General features: G+C 34.8%; 16 protein-coding genes. 7 read left to right on the plus strand and 9 right to left on the minus strand.

The genetic code is table 11. The features are described 5' to 3' along the window. Positions 1-29: 29 nt before the first annotated feature. Complete coding sequence (gene gap, locus AC07UM_RS08305) at positions 30-1,034, plus strand: type I glyceraldehyde-3-phosphate dehydrogenase (RefSeq protein WP_103233591.1); 1,005 nt, start codon at positions 30-32, stop codon at positions 1,032-1,034. Positions 1,035-1,088: 54 nt separating this feature from the next. On the opposite strand, the gene AC07UM_RS08310 is transcribed toward gap, so the two are convergent. Then, positions 1,089-2,840: a hypothetical protein gene (locus AC07UM_RS08310; RefSeq protein WP_494682031.1), complete on the minus strand. Its 1,752-nt coding sequence runs from the start codon at positions 2,838-2,840 to the stop codon at positions 1,089-1,091. A 202-nt stretch (positions 2,841-3,042) separates the two neighbouring features. On the opposite strand from AC07UM_RS08310, the gene AC07UM_RS08315 reads away from it, so the two are divergent. Next, positions 3,043-3,843, plus strand: coding sequence for a response regulator transcription factor (locus tag AC07UM_RS08315; protein WP_494682032.1), 801 nt, complete (start codon positions 3,043-3,045; stop codon positions 3,841-3,843). Positions 3,844-3,916: 73 nt separating this feature from the next. Further along, positions 3,917-5,107 (plus strand): oxygenase MpaB family protein, encoded by a 1,191-nt coding sequence (locus AC07UM_RS08320; RefSeq protein ID WP_494682033.1) that lies wholly within the window; start codon positions 3,917-3,919, stop codon positions 5,105-5,107. Positions 5,108-5,202: 95 nt separating this feature from the next. Here AC07UM_RS08320 and AC07UM_RS08325 read toward each other — a convergent pair whose 3' ends face one another. Then, positions 5,203-6,411: a hypothetical protein gene (locus AC07UM_RS08325; protein WP_494682034.1), complete on the minus strand. Its 1,209-nt coding sequence runs from the start codon at positions 6,409-6,411 to the stop codon at positions 5,203-5,205. Between the two features lie 334 nt (positions 6,412-6,745). Between AC07UM_RS08325 and recA the strand changes: the two genes are divergently transcribed. After that, entirely contained in the window at positions 6,746-7,747 is a 1,002-nt protein-coding gene (recA, locus tag AC07UM_RS08330; protein ID WP_103233584.1) for a recombinase RecA, read from the plus strand. A gap of 332 nt (positions 7,748-8,079) precedes the next feature. On the opposite strand, the gene AC07UM_RS08335 is transcribed toward recA, so the two are convergent. Both AC07UM_RS08335 and AC07UM_RS08340 read right to left on the minus strand, forming a co-directional pair. Continuing rightward, positions 8,080-9,513, minus strand: a complete 1,434-nt coding sequence (locus AC07UM_RS08335; RefSeq protein ID WP_494682035.1) for a hypothetical protein — start codon at positions 9,511-9,513, stop codon at positions 8,080-8,082. 152 nt (positions 9,514-9,665) lie between these two features. Continuing rightward, positions 9,666-12,566, minus strand: a complete 2,901-nt coding sequence (locus AC07UM_RS08340; RefSeq protein WP_494682036.1) for an alpha/beta hydrolase family protein — start codon at positions 12,564-12,566, stop codon at positions 9,666-9,668. 155 nt (positions 12,567-12,721) lie between these two features. Here AC07UM_RS08340 and htpG point away from each other — a divergent pair, with 155 nt between their 5' ends. Both htpG and AC07UM_RS08350 read left to right on the plus strand, forming a co-directional pair. Continuing rightward, positions 12,722-14,614 carry a molecular chaperone HtpG gene (gene htpG / locus AC07UM_RS08345; RefSeq protein WP_494682291.1) on the plus strand — a complete coding sequence of 631 codons (1,893 nt, stop codon included), beginning with the start codon at positions 12,722-12,724 and terminating at the stop codon, positions 14,612-14,614. A 572-nt stretch (positions 14,615-15,186) separates the two neighbouring features. Continuing rightward, positions 15,187-15,579, plus strand: a complete 393-nt coding sequence (locus AC07UM_RS08350) for a helix-turn-helix transcriptional regulator (RefSeq protein WP_494682037.1) — start codon at positions 15,187-15,189, stop codon at positions 15,577-15,579. Between the two features lie 268 nt (positions 15,580-15,847). On the opposite strand, the gene AC07UM_RS08355 is transcribed toward AC07UM_RS08350, so the two are convergent. Continuing rightward, positions 15,848-16,144, minus strand: coding sequence for an MGMT family protein (locus AC07UM_RS08355; RefSeq protein WP_124535005.1), 297 nt, complete (start codon positions 16,142-16,144; stop codon positions 15,848-15,850). Positions 16,145-16,232: 88 nt separating this feature from the next. Between AC07UM_RS08355 and AC07UM_RS08360 the strand changes: the two genes are divergently transcribed. Beyond that, a complete protein-coding gene (locus tag AC07UM_RS08360; protein WP_185097866.1) occupies positions 16,233-16,379 on the plus strand; it encodes a hypothetical protein in 147 nt (48 codons plus the stop codon). A 449-nt stretch (positions 16,380-16,828) separates the two neighbouring features. On the opposite strand, the gene AC07UM_RS08365 is transcribed toward AC07UM_RS08360, so the two are convergent. The 4 genes from AC07UM_RS08365 to arfB all read right to left on the minus strand — a co-directional run bounded on the left by AC07UM_RS08365 (position 16,829) and on the right by arfB (position 19,982). Continuing rightward, complete coding sequence (locus AC07UM_RS08365; protein ID WP_103234154.1) at positions 16,829-17,800, minus strand: deoxyhypusine synthase family protein; 972 nt, start codon at positions 17,798-17,800, stop codon at positions 16,829-16,831. A gap of 416 nt (positions 17,801-18,216) precedes the next feature. After that, on the minus strand, positions 18,217-18,597 hold the full coding sequence (locus AC07UM_RS08370; protein ID WP_494682038.1) for a GreA/GreB family elongation factor: 381 nt from the start codon (positions 18,595-18,597) through the stop codon (positions 18,217-18,219). Positions 18,598-18,898: 301 nt separating this feature from the next. Next, positions 18,899-19,540 carry a hypothetical protein gene (locus tag AC07UM_RS08375; protein WP_494682039.1) on the minus strand — a complete coding sequence of 214 codons (642 nt, stop codon included), beginning with the start codon at positions 19,538-19,540 and terminating at the stop codon, positions 18,899-18,901. A 49-nt stretch (positions 19,541-19,589) separates the two neighbouring features. Then, positions 19,590-19,982 (minus strand): alternative ribosome rescue aminoacyl-tRNA hydrolase ArfB, encoded by a 393-nt coding sequence (gene arfB / locus AC07UM_RS08380; RefSeq protein WP_494682040.1) that lies wholly within the window; start codon positions 19,980-19,982, stop codon positions 19,590-19,592. Between the last annotated feature and the right edge of the window lie 31 nt (positions 19,983-20,013).

Raw genomic sequence — 20,013 nt, forward strand, 5'->3', positions numbered from 1 at the left:
TTTTTATAATCTAATAAAAACAAACTATTATGTCAACAATTAAAGTAGGTATCAACGGTTTTGGTAGAATTGGACGTCTTGTTTTCAGAGCAATGACTGAAAGAGACAACATTGAAGTTGTAGGAATCAATGACCTAATCAATGCAGAATACATGGCTTACATGTTAAAATATGACTCTGTACACGGTATTTTCCCAGGTGAAGTTTCTGTAGAAGGAAATGATCTTGTAGTAAACGGGAAAAGAATCAGAGTAACTGCTGAAAGAGATCCTAACAACCTAAAGTGGAACGAAATCGGTGCTGACTATATCGTAGAATCTACAGGTCTTTTCTTATCTAAAGATACTGCTCAGGCTCACATCAATGCAGGTGCAAAGAAAGTGATCCTTTCTGCTCCTTCTAAAGATGATACTCCAATGTTCGTAATGGGTGTAAACCACAAGGAACTTACTGATGATATCAAAATTTTATCAAACGCTTCTTGTACGACAAACTGTTTAGCTCCTTTAGCTAAAGTAATCCACGATAACTTCGGAATCGTAGAAGGTTTAATGACAACTGTACACGCTACAACAGCTACTCAAAAAACTGTTGACGGTCCTTCAGTAAAAGACTGGAGAGGTGGTAGAGCTGCTCTAAACAACATCATCCCTTCTTCTACAGGTGCTGCTAAAGCGGTAGGAAAAGTAATCCCTTCATTAAACGGAAAATTAACAGGTATGTCTTTCAGAGTACCAACTGTTGACGTTTCTGTAGTAGATTTAACAGTGAGAATTGAAAAATCTGCTTCTTATGAAGAAATTTGTTCAGTAATCAAAGCTGCTTCTGAAGGTGAATTGAAAGGGATCCTAGGATATACTGAAGATGCAGTAGTATCTCAGGACTTCGTAGGAGATAAGAGAACTTCTATCTTCGACAAAGATGCTGGTATTATGCTTTCTCCTAACTTCGTGAAACTTGTTTCTTGGTATGACAACGAAATGGGTTACTCTAATAAATTAGTGGATATGCTTGTACACGCTGCTTCTTTATAATACGTAATAAGCGATAAATAATATAAAACCTTCCCGATGGGAAGGTTTTTTGTTTTATTTTTCTTTTTTGCTTTTGATAAATAGCCCGAAAGGAATACCTATACTTACTTTAACCATAAAACTATTTTTCAAAGCTCTTGTATGATATGGCTCATTATCTACACCTGCCATCACCCTAAAAGTTGCTTTGTTCACATCTTCTTCATCGTTTATTCTAAAGATTAGACCTCCTTGGAGAGCGTATTTATTTCTATAATCCATATAATCCATGTTTTGTAAAGCAAACGTATGGTAACCATAAACTGTAAAACCAAAGTAATTCGTAACAAAAGCTGATGCCTGTAAACCAGATTGTAAAGTCCAAAAAGCTTTACTTAAATAAGAATACTTTCCTAACATTCTTTCATTTTTATCTACTATAAATGTTTCAGAATCTATTGTTTTCAGAATCGGCGTATCACTACCAATATTAGCATCTAAAAGATTTCCTAATATAATATTTGAAAAAAGTTGAAGATTTATCCATTTAAACTTTAGCCCTTTAAATATGCGACTATTTTGTTGATTAAGATTATATGATATACTAATATTAGATCGAAGATAATTTTTAATTTGATTCTCAGATGAAACAATTTTTTTAACCTTTGCAGTATCAAATCCTACATTCTGATTATAAACATCAAGAGTTACTTTAATCCAATGTAATCTACCTCCTCTAAGAATATTAATATTCTTCTTATCAAATGCAATAATACTATCGTTAATGTATTTAGCGGGGTCAGCTACTATTTTTTCATAATGCTTCATTTCTCCTTCTAAGGTCTTAATATTTCCTTCAATTTCCTTAATTTTTTTTCTATCTTCTATTGTATAACTAGGCTGATTTTCAATCTTTGTTTTCTCTCCTTTCCAGCGATCTAATTCTTTTTTAAAATCAGCTTTGTATAATTTTTTATACTCATTAATAAGAATATCATTATAATAATTATTTCTTTTTTTATATAAAACATTACAAGAATCTTGATTAAAACTTTTTGATTCCTTAAGAATTACTTTATTAATGGTAAAGGTTCCACCTACGTCTGTCTTCCAAGATTTATCCGAATAGAAGAAGCCACTATTTACGTTTGAAGTATATGCACTAACATTAAAAAACCACCGTTTTCCATTATTGAAATTAGCTCCAATACTTAATTTCGTATCGTTTCCACTTGTAAAAGCAATAGCATTATTATTTGTTACATTATCTGCTGAATTCAATATAATTGCATTTTTAAGTGTTTTCATATCACCTGCAAAGACACTATCATGAATTGTTTTGGCATTAATTCCTTCACATTTATATGCTATATTTTCATATGCTATATTCAATCTATCCTTAATAATGTTCTTATATGCTTTTTTGTTTGTTTCTATTAAAAAGATCCCACCTTTAGAATAAAAGAACAATTTTTTATTATTTTTACCATTTATTACAAATGCCTTAGCGTTTTTTAGATTTATAAATATTGAATCTTGTTCATTTCCTCCTGTTATATATATATTCTCATTTCTTAGTTCCTCCTCCTCTCCAGAGATGGTATTTTGATTTATCTCTATTAAAGTTAAACCCGTGTGTGTTTTTATTAAACTTTCTAATTCTTTTTTATTAGAATTATCTTTTAATTTTTTCAAAAAATCATCTGCTGTATTTGATTTTTGCAGATATGGAAAATCTTTTGAAGTACGCTCAGATAATAATTTGACCTGCCCACAAACCATCCCCACCCATCCGAGCAGAAACAGCAATACAATTTTTGTTTTCATGGTTATTTATTTTTCAGATTAAAATTTTTTGAATGATCATGAGAAAAGGGTTGAATTATCACCCTAAACCGGAATGTTCTATAAATTAAGTTTCCATGGTCATTAGTTTTATTTAAAACTACAATACTTTCCTACCACATGAAATACCACAAAAGGGTGATTTTTTAACATAATTTTATTATTTTTAAGAAAACATTAACCAATGGAGAAAAAACATCTGACTCATGCAAAAAAACCGCATCCCCTCATTAAAGTATGGAATGACTATCCAGAAATTTTACAGAATGACAACAGAATATTGCCCGTCCCAACGATTGAAAACATTATCGGAGAAGTTTTTGCTCCGGGGCGATTCTATTATTATGTCATTAATTTCGCAGACAGCACCATCATCTGTGATCATCACGAAGATATTTTAACAGTACATGGTCTTAATAAATATCCCATACATCTGAAAGAAATTATAGACCTCATCCATCCTGACGATGTGGAATTTGTGATGGAAGCAGAGAGAATGTCCATAGAAAAAATAAAGGAAATAGATGGTTTTGATTACCAACAGGAACTGAAAACCAGCTACTGTTTCAGGATGAGAACTTCAAAAGGAAATTATGAACTCTTTCATCATCAGGCTTTACACACCTACAAAGATGAAAATGGCAGGCTTTTGCAGGCAGTTAATATCCATACCAATATTGAACACATCACCCACCAAAATTCTTATATTGTACTTGTATCCGGAATTAACGGACGGGAAGATTTCCATCAGATGCAGTGGATGGAACACAATAAATCTCCTGCATCTACCTTCGTCATTTTTACCAAAAGAGAAGTTGAGATCATTAATTGTATTGCGAAAGGATACCCAACAGGAAAAATATCCAATCTGTTACATATCTCGGAAGAAACCGTACGCACCCACAGAAAAAATATTTTAAGAAAATCTGACTGCAAAAACAGCTCTGAACTTATCAAAAAGACCTTTGAATGGGGATACCTATAAACAGCTCATCACAATCCTGATAAATCTCACCAAAGAACTTCAGCATAAAACTTGTACTTTTATAGGTAAAGGAATGAACATGATACAACCAAGGTTTAAAGATTCTCCACATTTCAAGGATTTCTGGGAAAAAGGTAACGGAAAACTGCTTATTGAATTTTCCGGAGCAGAAGTGAGTTTTGAAAATTTTGAAAAATTCGCGTCCTTTTTTTATCATGTAGATGAAATTGGCGACGAGGTTGTAAAGGAGGTTTATTTCACTAAGAAATTTAATGAAGCTTCCAAAGAAATTGAACATTACATAAGGAATGGGGTTTCCGAAACAGATTCAGTTCCTGAAAGTGTAAAAAAAATGTTCAGCCAGACGCAGAAAGTTCCCAATTGGCTTGATTACAATCTGCTCAAAAGTGGCGCTGAACTTTGCATGAGAAGTAACCTTGACTCTTTAATTTCCCTAAGGGATTACTGTCTCATTGGCGGTTACGATTACGCGTACCTCAATAAACCACTCATTGTAACAGAAGCCTTGAAAAAAGGAGCGGTAAAACGTCTTTCAGAAACACTGGATTTCTGGGTGAATGCAACCCGTTACAATGCATTGGAACTTCACGCAAAAGGGTATGAGTTTGCCATAAAAACCCGCTTGATTCACTCCTATGCAAGACTTTCCATAAAAAAACATTACAAAGACTGGGACACTGAGAATTGGGGTGAGCCCATCAATTCCTGGGACATGATGGCAACCTATATCGGGTTCAGCCTGGTATTCCTTCACAGTCTCCAAAAACTGGGAAATAGTTTTTCCATTGAAGAAGAACAAGGAATGTTCCACCTTTGGAAATATGTAGGTTATCTTTTGGGAATTCCGGAACAGCTTCTTCCAGACGACAAGAAACAGGCTGCTGAGTATTTTTATTTATGGACTTCTGTTCAGCCGCCTTCAGATAAAGATTCTATTCTTCTTGCCCATTCTTTACTGAATGAGTCCCTGGAAAATCCTATTTTAAAATTTAAGTTTCAAAGAAAAAACTTAAGATACCTGCACATTTGCTGTACCTGGTTTTTGCTGGATGACGAGGTCTGCAAAAGATTAGAGATCCCGGAAGTTTCCTACAAAAACCTGTTTCCAAAATCGAAAATACTTTTCAACAAAATTTACGACAGTTTGGTAAGCCGGAAAGCAAGAATACAAAGGGGGAATAAGGATCAAATGAAAGTATTGGAAGACTATTTGAACATCACCAAAAATTCTAATTTTCATTAAAAACTCAGTTTTTGAAGGAAACCAGAGACTGCTAGTGATGTCAATCTGAAAATTGACATCACTCAATTTGATTAAAAAAAGATACAATCTTACATTTATTCACTTCCCTTAAAGTCACCCGAAGAAAGTTTCCTTCTCGTTAAATTCCAGATCAGATACAATAAAAATAAGATAAACCAGACACTAATAACAACACCGATGAAAATTCCCATGATGGAAGGATGAAGATAATTCGGTTTGTAGAACAATCGGTCAAGGGTGGCAAATTTCTCTTTTAAGTTATTTCTTTCGTAAGTATTTCTTATCTCATTCAAAGGCTCTTGCTGGCGATCCCTGTAATAAAAAACATCTTTAGTCAGCTCTTTCGGAACGATATGCGTTTCTATATTATATTTTTTTAAAAGGACATTCAGCCTCTGAAATGAATAAAGGAGTGAATCCTGTTTATATTTGTAAAGCAAATTGTACCTTTTGACTGCATTTTGATATTGCTGCTGATGTTCAGGGATTGTATGCAATGGAGAAAACAAACTTTTGTTTTCAAGAAAAATACACATCTTCTCATCGTATTGAGGATGCACCTCTGCTCCTTTAAATATAATTTCGGTACTATCCCCTATCTCCTTTTTGGAAATAATTCTTTTTTCCAGCTCCTTGGCATCAAGCCCAAGAAAATCAAGCACCAGTTTCGTTTTATTATTTAATTTTTCATGATTGGTACTCAGCATTCTTAGTGTGTCAATACTGTAATAGCTGGATTGTGTTGAATAGTAATCCTTATTGTCCGGATCGTAGTAGATCGTATCTCTCACCTCAATCACAGGATAAGGTTTGGGATATAAAATATTTTCGGGATTAAACAGTTTCTCTGAACTGTAGGAAGTGTAGTTGTATAAAAAAGGCTGTAAGACATTCAGTAACGTCTTGTCTTTATTAAGATCCTTTTCAGGCAATTCAGTTCGTAGTTTTGCATTTAGTCCAAAACTATAACTGATGAAAAAAGTCAGTGAGAAAAAAGATACCAACAGAAGTATAATCCCGATTCTCACAATTTTTGAAAGTTTATCTCTTTTTTTGGAATGATTTCTAAGAAGTATAATCACAAAGAAAAACAAAAAAAGACCCGATATGAAAAAATGAGAAATGGAGACATCATCATAAAACTTGAATCGATAAAATTCTGTATAAATATCAATTTTTTGAACACCTTCAAACTTTATATATCCGTAAATAAAATAAGCCAGGTGTATGACTGCTAATACAGCAAAAGATTTAATCAGAAATAGTTTTAATTTTCTGTCCATAGTATGATCTTTAAAACAAGGTTTTAAGATAAGCATTTTTTATATTGGATAGGGATAAAACGATGGTTGTACTCATTAATAAGTTATGAAAACGAGAAATAATTCATTCAATACTAGCTTCCAGCCTCCTGTTTATTGCTTCCAACGATAACTTTCTTATCTTAAATTTATTTTTTTAATATTCCTTGATACCACATTCTGCATCTCATTCGTTATGAATAACATCACTCATAAAACTTTATCATTTTTTAACTCTAAAAACAGATTCCAGATACAAATAATATTAGCTTTTGATATTTAAATTATGTATTTTTGAGAAATTATTTTAATAGCGATGAGTAACATTGATGATAAGAAAAAAGCACTTGCACTAGTGCTTGACAAGTTAGATAAAACATACGGGAAAGGGACTGTAATGACTTTGGGAGATGATGCCGTAGACAATACAATAGAAGTAATTCCTTCCGGTTCTTTAGGAGTAGATATTGCCTTAGGAATAGGTGGATATCCAAAAGGAAGAATCATTGAAATATATGGTCCTGAATCTTCAGGTAAAACAACTTTGACCCTTCATGCTATTGCTGAAGCTCAAAAAGCAGGCGGTATTGCAGCATTCATTGATGCAGAGCACGCTTTCGACAGAACATATGCTGCAAAATTAGGAATTGATCTTGAAAACCTTATCATTTCTCAGCCGGATAACGGAGAGCAGGCTTTAGAAATTGCAGATAACCTGATCCGTTCAGGAGCGATTGATATCGTTGTGATTGACTCTGTTGCTGCGCTTACACCAAAAGCAGAGATCGAAGGTGAAATGGGAGATTCTAAAATGGGACTTCACGCAAGATTGATGTCTCAGGCATTAAGAAAATTGACTGCTACCATTTCAAGAACAAAATGTACTGTAATTTTCATCAACCAGTTGAGAGAAAAAATCGGTGTGATGTTCGGAAACCCTGAAACCACTACCGGAGGTAACGCTCTTAAGTTCTACGCTTCTGTAAGAATTGATATCAGAAAAGCGAGTGCACCAATCAAACAAGGAGACGAAGCTATTGGTAGCCGTGTGAAAGTGAAGATTGTGAAAAACAAAGTAGCACCTCCTTTCAAACAGGCAGAATTCGATATCATGTATGGTGAAGGAGTTTCTAAAGTAGGTGAAATTCTTGATACTGCAGTAGACATGGGAATCGTGAAGAAAAGCGGTTCTTGGTTCAGCTATGAAGAGACTAAACTTGGTCAGGGACGTGATGCTGTAAAAGATGTTTTAAAAGACAACCCAGATCTTTCTGAGGAATTGGAAAACAAAATCAAGGAAGAAATGAAAAAGAAATAATTTTTCAAAAAAAATAACAGAAAAGGCAGTCTTATGATTGCCTTTTTTGTTTTTAATATGGATAGGGCTGTTTTTTTAAACGCAAAGGTTTCATCTGTATATCGTAAGATTTTAAGAGAGCAAAGACGGGGAATCAATTTCATTGATTCTTTCTGAGCTAATGTATATCTCAGTGCTTCATCAGTGATAAAGTTGCAATTCTTTGCATCCTTAAGATCAACTTTCGAATCTCTTATTCCTTTGCGTTAAAATAATCTTTCAGGTTTTATTTACAATAAAAAAAAGAGGTCATTCCTTAGAACAACCTCTTTAAGCTTTTATATTTTTAAAAATTATTCAGCAATTTTACCTTGCAGCTGCAGTGCTCCGGTTACCTTCATTCCTTTTGTAAGGGTTTCTAATCTCACATTCTCTTTATTGACAAAAGCATCGATGGTGAAGAAGTCTTCATTTTCTTCATTGGTAATCAATTTCAATTTCAGAATATATCCTTTAACGCTGCCATCTTCAAGCAATTCTGTTTCCTTAAAGTCTACCAGCTGAGCAATAAAATCAAAACATGCATAATTAGGAAGATCCTGGCTTGGTACATAGGTCGTGAAGTCTTCACTCATTTTGGTACCGTCTGGTAGATCATTATTCGTATGAACATCAAGAATGAAAACAATTCCGCTCACATTCACCTTCAGATGAGGCTGTGTCATATATCTGTTTCTGTTTTCAGCATAATCGGTAGCAAAGAACCAAACTCCGAAAGTATCTCTGGCCGGACCAGCGACAATCGCCTGTAAATTCAGTGCGTTTTCCCACTCTCTGATTGACCTTGTTTCAAAATCCAAAGTATAATCAGTTTTTACTTCCGGAATGATTGTGCTAAGCTCATCTGTAACAATGGTTTTGAATCTTACATCTTCAAATTCTGTTTTACTTCTATCCTCACCAGCCGGATCAGCAACCGTAGATTGCATTAAAACATTTGTCAGATACTGACCGTAATCTTTAGTCTGGAAATTTTCGTGCCCAAAAATCCCGCTCCATGTATTCACAAGATTATGAATGTTAGATTTTCTTATGATAATTCCTGCTTCGTTAGTCGTTTCAGGAGCTGCAATTCCTTCTGTATTCGGGAAATAATCTCTACCATCAACCAACTGATGATTCATGATTGCATTATTTTCTTCATGAGAAAACTCTGCAAAACCTTTATATGTAACATTCTGATTTTCGAAAACATAAGGCAGACCTGTTTTCGCCTTATCATGATCTGCAAAATGATACGCAAGAGAAATTCCCTTAAACTCTCCTTCCTGGATTGCCGGAGTGTGATTACCATTATGATCAAACTGAGAGTGATACAAAATCATATAAGACTTGATCTTACCTTCCTGAAGTTCGTTTTCAAACCTTTCTTCCATTTGCCCAATCGCCTGTTGTGGAGAAAGCGCATAGGCATCTTCAGTTACCATATAAGCAAAGCCTTCCACCTCGCCATTTTCTTTTTCAAAGGCAGAAATAGGAGTATATTCTCCTCTTAGCTGAAGTGCTATAGAATACACTATATAATCATTATAAGTCTTGATTTTTTCGTACTCACTATTTATTTTAGGCTCTTCTATTGGTTGTGATGGGGTTTCCGGTATTGTTTCTACAACTTCTTCCACCACTTCCTCTACTACTTTTTCCTCTGGCATTTCCATTTCCTGAACCGGAGTACTTACATTTTCCTGACTGTTACTTTTCTTCTTAAAAAAATCAAAGATTCCCATACTGTTATTTATAATTGGCGGTAAATATAATAAAAAGCGACCAACAGATCCATCATAAAAAAATGCCATTGTGTCAGTTTATCCTTCTTCGTATTTTTTTAATATTTTCTAAAAAATAATCGGCGGAGCCTTGGGCTCCGCCGATTATTTTATTAATTAGGCTTATCATCTGTCAATTCAAATCCCCAATCTTTTCCTTTTTGGGTGGCCGGAACCCCTTTTGTCATCCAAGCCGGAGCTTTAGCACCTTTGAGATAATAATCAAAAAACTGCTGTTCACGGATTTGGATATCTTTTCTGTTCTGGCGCTTTACAAGATTATGATCATCACCATTATAATTCAGAAGCCAAACAGGCTTTCCGAGACGGCGCAATGCGGTAAACATTTCAATTCCCTGGTACCAAGGCACTGCTCCATCTTTATCATTACTCATAATGACTACCGGAGTTTTCACTTTATCAATCATAAAAAGCGGTGAATTTTTAATATAAAGATCCGGTGCTTCCCATAGGTTTTTTCCTAATCTGCTTTGCGATTTTTCATACTGAAATTGTCTGTTCATCCCTGAAGTCCATCGGATCCCCCCATATGCGGAAGTCATGTTTACAACCGGAGCTCCACTCCAGGCCGCTGCATACATATTGGTATGAGCAATAAGATAGGCTACCTGATAACCTCCCCAGCTTTGTCCCTGAATTCCGATTTTAGCACCATCTACCCATGAATTTTGCTTTAATTTTTCAACTCCGGAATTAATGTATTCCATTGCAGATTCTCCGGGAAAACCGTCAGTGTAAGAAATATCAGGGGTAAAAACCAGATATCCGTTGCTCACAAAATAAGAAATATTTAATCTTGAAGGCGTTGGAGCCGGTGCTACATAACGGTTCAGGTTATCCGAAAGTTTTTCATAGAAATAGACAATCATAGGATATTTTTTATTCGGATCAAAGTTTTCCGGTTTGTATAAAACTCCTGTAGATGAATTTCCTTTTGGCGTTGTCCAGTTTACCAATTCGTCTGTACCCCAATTATACTGGGTTTGCTGTGGGTTTGTATCACTCAGCTTCTGCTGTTTTGAGAAATCTGATGTGGCAAAAATATTGGGAGAATCAGTATAGGACTCTTTTACTAAAATATATTCTTCCGTATTTTTCGCTTTTTGAAGACTGCGATATCCCCATACATTTTCCATCTGAATCTTTACAGGATCAGAATTCGACTGAATAGAGGTTTTGAAAATTCCGTTCGCCTTAGATGTATTATCAAATGCTGACAAATAAATAGAAGATTTACGGTTCAAACTTTTAATATCTTTATCTAAGTCGTAGGTATCAAATGTGATTTTATTTTTACGCCCAAATCCATTCGTGATATTTCTTGGTTTTTTCGAACCGTTTAGGAAGAATTCCCAAAGATCAAAACGGTCTCTGATAATCACCGACTCATCATTATCCGTCCAGGAGGCAATTCCATAAGAACTTGGAAAATCAGGCATATCAAACTCCTCATCCACAAAGGAAACCGGCAATCCGCTACTTAATGGAAGTGTTTTCTTTGTTTTAATATTATAGCTCAACCATTTTCCTTTTTCTCTGTCAAAAATCACGACGAATTTTCCAAGTGGAGATACAGCTACCGCGCCGTTCAGATTTTGGATAACTTGCGTTCTTTCCCCTGTCTTATTATCAATGAGGAAATAGGTTTTCTTTGTTGAGCCTTCCCATTGTGAAGAAATACGGTTATTCAAACTTGTAATACCTAGCGCAAATTCGGCATTTCCTTCGTTGACCAATCGTAGAGTATCCAAATCCTCACTGTCAATATTTCTAAAGAAATCCGGTTTTTCGGTTTGCATTACAGCAGCGTAAGATTTTTTCAAGTCATTTTTCAATTCCTTTAACTGTACCGTTTGCAGGTAATCATCTTTATAGTTCCAGATGTCTACGACAGCATGGTCGTTTGCAATCATCGCAGTATCTTTTGCAATGGGCTTTGGAGCAACCCCAAAATACAGCTGCTTTCCATTTTTGCTGAATAGAGGTAACCGGTTTTCAGAAATCACCCAATTCTTTTTCATTTGTGAATGATCATTGGTGACAATTCCTTTTTTATTTCCTTTAAAATTAAAATAATACAACTGATACAATTTCACCAGATCATTCTGTGCAGAAGAAGTTCCCACAAATGCCAATTGATTTCCTTCCTCATCAAAAGACAACTGCGAAAAATCACCTTCCATTTCTGAAATTTTCGTTACCACTCCTTTTTGCAGATCTACTACCTGTACGGTTTGAAATGCATATTTCTTCGGCTTTGATTTGTCATTATCTTTTTTATCCTCAGATTTTTCATCTGCTGATTCCTTTTCCTCTTTTTTATCCTTCTTGGCTTTCTCCTCAGGCTTCTTAGTGACAAAAGCAAGTTGCTTTCCATTTTCACTAAACTCATAGCGGACTACATTATCATACGTTGTAGTCTTCCCATCCAAAAGGTTTCGCACAACCAACTGCAGAGGCTTTACATTTTTATCTTCATCTTTATTTTCGTCTCCATCTTCTTTATCAGATGCATCATCCGAAGATTTATCTTTTGTATTTTCCAGAAGATAAGCAACGTAAGAACCAGCTTTTTCAGGAATTTTAAATGATTTTACATTAGGAATTTTCTCCGTTTTATCACTCAAAAAATCAACGATGGCAAGGCTATCTTTTGTTAATTTATTTTTTTTAAGCTTTTTATCCTTTACCGCTTTTATATCTTTATACAGCGGACGGATTTGAAAAACAGCAAACCTGGAATCATTTGTAAAGTCTACTTTTGTTCCTCTTGCAAACTTCTTTGAAGTTTTATTTTTCACTGAATATAAAGAAAGGTTAGGATTTCCTTCCTGAACGTCTACAGAATAGGCGATCCATTTTCCGTCATTTGAGATTTTTCTCGCACCAATATTTTGCCAGCTATCGTAGACAGAATGGTTGAGAGGTTTTTTCTGTCCATACACCCAACAGGTCATTATGAGCAGAATAAAGACTGTACATTTCAACTTCATTTTCAAAAATTTTTAAGAATTAAAAGTAAGATATTTCTTTGACAAATGCACATAAACCTATTTCTTATCGATCGAAAAAATGTCATTCTGTCACCATTCCTCTTCGTGGTATTTTTTTTGAGAAATATTATGCAAATTAAAAAATCTAAAATATGATGACTAAAGGAAATATTAATGTATCTGTGGAAAATATTTTTCCACTTATTAAAAAATTTCTTTACAGTGACCACGAAATATTCTTAAGAGAGTTGATCTCCAACGCTACTGATGCAACATTGAAGTTGAAACATTTAACCGGCATTGGGGAAGCAAAAGTGGAATACGGAAACCCGAAACTTGAAGTTAAAATTGATAAAGACCAGAAAACTTTACGCATCATCGACCAAGGTATTGGTATGACTGGTGAAGAAGTTGAGAAATACATCAACCAGGTGGCTTTCTCAGGAGCTGAAGAGTTTCTGGAAAAATATAAAGATTCTGCAAAAGATTCGGGGATTATCGGGCATTTTGGTCTTGGGTTCTACTCTGCGTTCATGGTGGCGGAAAAAGTAGAGATTATTACAAAGTCTTACAAAGATGAACCTGCGGTACGTTGGATCTGCGATGGAAGCCCGGAATTTACTCTTGAGGAAACGACTGACAAAACTGACAGAGGTACAGAAATCATTCTTCATATTGCTGAAGATTCTATAGAATTTTTAGAAGAAACAAAAATCCGTGAGCTGTTATTAAAATATAACAAATTCATGCCTGTTCCGATCAAATTCGGGACTAAAACACATACTCTTCCATTACCGGAAGATGCTCCTGAAGATGCAGTAGCTGAAACAGAAGAAGTAGACAATATCATCAACAATCCGGTACCGGCATGGACAATTGCTCCAAGCGAACTGACCAATGAGGATTATATGAAGTTCTACCATGAGCTGTATCCAATGCAGTTTGAGGAACCTCTATTCAATATCCACCTGAATGTTGATTATCCTTTCAATCTTACCGGAGTTCTATTCTTCCCTAAGCTGAGCAATAATCTAAATATTGATAAGGATAAAATCCAATTATACCAAAACCAGGTATTCGTAACGGATGAAGTAAAAGGTATCGTTCCAGATTTCCTGATGCTTCTTAGAGGAGTCATTGATTCTCCGGACATCCCATTAAACGTTTCCCGTTCTTATCTTCAGGCAGATGGTGCCGTAAAGAAAATTTCATCGTACATCACGAAAAAAGTAGCCGACAAAATGGCTTCTTTAATCAACGAAAACCGTGAAGACTACGAGCAAAAATGGAACGATATCAAGATCGTAATTGAGTACGGAATCATTACAGAAGAGAAATTTGCTGACAAAGCAGACAAGTTCACGCTATATCCTACTACAGATGGTCAATATTTCCTTTGGGATGAATTGATTGAAAAAATCAAACCTACACAAACAGATAAGGACAACAAACTGGTTGTATTATACGCTACAAACGCCGATGAACAGCACAGTTACATCCAGTCTGCAAAGGATAAAGGATATGAAGTTCTTTTATTGGACTCTCCTATCACTCCACATGTTATTCAGAAACTGGAAACGTCAAAAGACAATATTTCTTTTGCAAGAGTAGATGCAGATCACGTGAACAACCTGATCAAAAAGGATGAGCCGGTTATTTCAAAACTGAATGAAACGGAAAAAGAATCTTTAAAAAAGAACGTAGAAGAAGCTATTCAGGATACTAAATTCACGGTACAGCTTGAAGATCTTGACAGCAATGATGCTCCATTTACGATTACCCAGCCAGAATTCATGAGAAGAATGAAGGAAATGCAGGCCACTGGCGGCGGCGGTATGTTCGGTATGGGAGGTTTCCCGGAGATGTACAATCTTGTGGTGAACTCAAACAGTGAATTTTCTAATCAGATTCTAAAGACTGAGAATGCTGAAGAGAAAGACAATCTAATTAAATATGCTTTGGATCTCGCCAAACTTTCACAAAATTTATTGAAAGGAAAAGACCTGACAGATTTTATACAGAGAAGCTATAAGCAACTTGAAAAATAATATACAAGAGACTGTTTCATTTTGAAGCAGTCTTTTTTTTGTATGAAAAGTTTGGAAAAACGTAAAGACGCAAGTTTTTTGATATAATTTATGCTTTAAAGCACAAAGATTTTATCTCCGATAAAATTGTGCATTGTATAGTTTATTTTTTATCTCACGCAGATTGTGCTCATTTACATAAACATCTGCACAATCTGTATAATCTGAGATTAAATGTTTTCCTTTGCTGAAAATCTTAGATTTTCTTGCACCTTAAAATTTTCATAACGCATGAAACTCTTTGCGCCTTTACGTTTCCAACACCAAAAAAAAATGTCTAAAAATCACCAATAGTTAATCTAAACCTATAAGGTTTAAGTCTTGTCTCTTACCAAATAATCTTTGCTCAATCGGAAGTTATTATGAAATGAACAACTGGTTCAAAGAAAATTTTTAACAATTAATATACACAGCATGCATATTATAAACCTTTTTCATTTTTTACCTTAGCCCTCATTCCTCTATTCTATATTTTTTCTACTTTTTATTGTATAGCTTATGCTTTTTTGCCATTTTTGTATAAAATGTCGGTCATGCAAAAAGAAAAATTACGCGTCATCAGAAAGCAAAAAGGCTACACACAACAACAGGTAGCTGATTTTATTGCCACAGATGTATCTAATTACAGCAGAAAAGAAAGCGGTGATGTGAGGATCGTAAAGGATGAATGGGACAAACTTGCCCGTTTTCTGGACGTGCCGATTGAAGATATTTATGAAGAAGAGGAAGCTACAGTAATTGTAAATAATGATCATCCTGTATTTAATGATAGATCTTCTTCTGCGGGAGTAATTACCAATCAGAATAACTATGATAATATTCCGGGAGCTATCATTGAAAACCTACAAAACTACATTGCTTTATTAAAAGAGGAAAACGAAAGACTGAAAGATGAACTAAAAGGTCTCCCAAAAGGAAGAAAATAATACGGTTTGAAACTGTAAAAAATATAGATGTCACTCATATTAAATTATGGAGTGACATTTTTTTTATACTAAGATTAAATTTCAACGCAAAGGGGTAGTAATTCGAGTGCTTTATTTCAGGAGACAAAGAGTAGCGATTTTTTCGCTGATGAAGCTTTGGGATAATACTTTCGCTTAGAAAGAATCCATTCTATTGATTCTAAATTTGCTTCCTTAAAATAGTAAAGAAAACAAATGAAAATTTTGCGTTAAAAAAATTCTTTGAAATTTACAATTCCTCCAACGGATTCCAGAACAGTTTTTTGAAATTTTTTATTCTAAAGTTTTCAATAGTAATCCCTTCAGCTTCAAGTTTTGGCTGAAATTCCGGGACAGATAATACTCCTGAACTGGAAATAACACGGTGCGCGGGAACATCTTTCGGACATCCTCCCATTGCTTTTCCGACATGTCTGGAATGATTAGGATAGCCCACTGCTTTTGCTATGGCACCATAAGTAGATACTCTTCCTTTGGGAATAAGCCTTGCCACTTCGTATACCTGTTGTTTGAAAATTTCGTCCATATTCCTTTATTGTTTTTAGCTGGCTATCTTTTTTGCATCATTTTTGAACTATTACAGTCTCGATGATGTTTCATTAAAAGATAAAGATATGAAAAAATCATTTTTCAGGCTGTTGAATGCAGTCAATAAAAAAGTTCTCCCGAAGCTGAGCAAGAAAGATCCCAATCATCTGACTAAGGTTGAAAAGGGAATTCTGGCGTATCGTTATTTTGTACTGGTGAATTCGTTGGATTGATTTTTTTCTTTTCCACGGATTACATAGATTTTCACAAATGCCTATGTGTGTTTTTGGAGAACGCAAAGGCGCAAAATTATTTTGAATACTAAATGTTGTAAGGCGCAAGGATTTTATCTCCGATAAAATTGTATCCTACATAGTTTATTTAATCTCACGCAAATTTTACAGATTACTCACATGATCTGGCTGATCTGTGAGAAACTACATACCACTTATTTGAACCGTTAAGGTCATTTAAGTTGTAAAGAATATTAAGGGAAATAGCTAAAGTTATTTTATGTAGCTGCATGCTTTATTTTTTCATCAAAGATGAAACTTAATTATTCTTATTATTTTCACTTTCTTAATGGTTTAAATAGTTTTACATTATTTTTTCCAAAGAAATAAAAAAGCGCTTCAAATGAATTGAAGCGCTGATATTGTAATCTCTTTTGAGAATTGTATCCTTAATTTTCTAAGATATAAGAGAACATCAATGGTGCACAGATTGTCGCATCACTTTCAACGATGAATTTCGGTGTAGTAATATCCAGTTTACCCCAAGTGATTTTCTCATTAGGCACTGCTCCTGAATAAGAACCGTAAGATGTTGTAGAATCAGAAATCTGGCAGAAATAAGACCAGAAAGGAATGTCGTGCATTTCCATATCCTGATACAACATTGGTACTACACAGATCGGGAAATCTCCTGCGATACCTCCACCAATCTGGAAGAATCCAACTCCTTTTCCTCCTGAATTTTTAGTATACCAATCAGCAAGATAAGTCATATATTCGATTCCTGATTTCATTGTAGTAGCTGTAAGTTCTCCTTTGATACAGTAAGAAGCGAAGATATTACCCATTGTAGAATCTTCCCATCCTGGTACTACAATTGGTAAGTTTGCTTCTGCAGCAGCAATCATCCAAGAGTTTTCTCTAGGAATTTCATAATATTGCTCCAATACTCCTGAAAGGATCATTTTGTACATGAATTCGTGCGGGAAATATCTTTCTCCTTTAGCTTCTGCATCTTTCCAGATCTCCACGATATGTTTTTGTAATCTTCTGAAAGCTTCTTCTTCAGGAATACATGTATCTGTAACTCTATTTAAACCTCTTTCTAAAAGATCCCACTCATCCTGAGCAGTTAAATCTCTGTAATGAGGAACTCTTTCATAGTGAGAGTGTGCCACAAGGTTCATTAAATCTTCTTCAAGATTCGCCCCTGTACAAGAAATAAAATCTACTTTTCCCTGACGGATCATTTCTGCAAGAATCTTCCCCAATTCAGCAGTAGACATTGCTCCTGCTAAAGTAATCATCATTTTCCCGCCATCTTTAAGATGTGCAACATATCCTTTAGAAGCATCCACCAATGCAGCTGCGTTGAAGTGCAGGTAATACTTTTCTATGAATTCAGTTATCGGTTTGCTCATTTTTTTAATTTTTGCAAAGATAAAACTTAAAAACGGAATGCAGTCAAAGCACTTCAAGAAAGTACCATAGAGGGATCTTTTTTTATCATTTGTTAAATTGCATTTGTTGGAAACGCGAAGGCGCAAAGAGTTTCATGCGTTGTGAAAATTTTAAGGCACAAGAAAATCCAAGATTTTCAGCAAGGGAAAGTATCATTTTCTCACAGCTCACACAGGTTTTTATATTATCTGCAAAATCAGCGTGAGAAAAATTATACAGTATAAAATTTTATCTTCGATAAAATCCTTGCGCCTTACAACTATTTAGTATTTAAAAAAATTGCGCCCTTGCGTTTCCCAACACATTACAATAAAAAAGCGCAGCTCAAATGAGCCACGCTTTCCTATTGTAATTTAACTCAATAATATTCAAAAGGTTATCCTTCCCAGGTTTCCACTTTCATAATCTCGATTTTCCTTTCTCCGTCTCTGAAAGGCCAGTGAATAACATCTCCTACTTTATATCCTACGACTGCAAGGGCAATATCCGACAGTATGGAGTGCTTATTCTTTTTGAGCTTTTCTTTGGTGGAAGGCACAAAAATATATTCGTGTTCAAAATTTAATGTATGATCTTTTAAGGTTACTTTCCTGTCAACCGTTACAATGTCAGTTGGAAGATCTCTTCTCAAAACTTGTTTTGCTTTTCTAAGTTCTTCAGTAAGTCTTTTTTCTTCTCCGATGCTCACTTTTTTTCTTCTGAGTGTATCTTTTATAGCATCGTAAATTCCCGTAGTTACAATAATATGATTGGACATTTTCTTCAATTTTTTTTAATTAAAATGCAGTTATTCCCTAACGATCCAATGTAGAATCCAGGCATATGACAACAGCCTCCTTCTATAGAAAACTGCAAAAAACAATAATAAAAATCCGGAGTGATTCCCTGTCTTGAATCCTGACAGGGCTTAATTGATAAAGTCCTTAGAACTTTTCAGAAAAGAATCTGTGTGAAGATAAAGTAATGACAGCAACAATCCTGATTGTCGGCTTCCTGCTGATAAAGAGATTGTTGCTGCCATTATTATGAGTATTTTGTAATCCTTACAAATATAGCACTTAAAAACGGAATGTAGCGGCTGCACTTAAAGTAACTCTATGCAAACCTTCTTTTTGATCATCATCAAATTTGTATGTTACCCCGTTGAACTTCATTTTATTCAGTGTACCACCACTTAATCCTACTTTTGGTCCTATCAGGAAATTCTTGCTGACCTGATATTGATAACCAAGATCTATTTCGGCCCCTAAAGTACTTCCTGTACCTTTCACATTTCCTGTTTTTGTAGTATAAGACATTACTCCCAGCGCCACATCTGCAAATATTTTATGTCTTGTAGGTAAATGATTATTTGAAATGAGTCCGGAGAATCCGAAAAATGTAATATTATCTTTTGTGGTCACAGGAACAGAAACTGGCATTCCATTTACATATCCAAGCATAAACCCGTCACTGGATGCACCGTAGTGAGAATATTTCAAACCAAACGCAAGCCCTCTACTCACCTCATAATGGGCTGCAATATCAAAGTTCAACCCACTTTTCAGATCTTTTACATATTCTTTTTCTTCCTTGCTAAGCCCTGAAATTGTTTTTGCTGTTCTCCATGCATAGCCGACGGAAGGTCTGATAGAAAATTTTTGAGCAAAAGATATGATGGAGATTGAGAATACCCCAAGTGTTATTAATTTTTTTATCATGGTTTTAAAAGTTTTCGCAAAAATAAAGTTTTCTGCGGGAGAAACAAGTTTAAAACCTGAAACGTCTGTTTTCTTTTTTATCCGAAATCTTTTTCTTGCTATCCAATCTTTTCTGTTTCTGACCTTTTGAAGGTTTTGTTGGAGTTCTTTTTTTAGGAACGATGAGCGCTTTGTTGACGATTTCAATTATTTTTTCAATCGCTTTATTTTTGTTCATCAACTGGGTTCTGCTTTCGGAAACCGTCAGAAATAAAAAACCTTCTGCATTGATTCTATTTTTCACTTTATTCTGAATCAGTATTTTTTCGTCATCGTTGAAAAAATCCGAGGCATCTACTTTCCAAAGTACAGTAACAGCAGTCTCCACTTTGTTGACATTCTGCCCTCCTGCTCCGCTGCTGCGGGAAGTTTTGAAACTGAGTTCTTTTGAAAAGTCTTTCATTGTTTTATTTTTTTAGAATCAAAAGTCAAGA

The sequence above is a fragment of the Chryseobacterium sp. GW821-FHT04C04 genome (assembly GCF_059420365.1).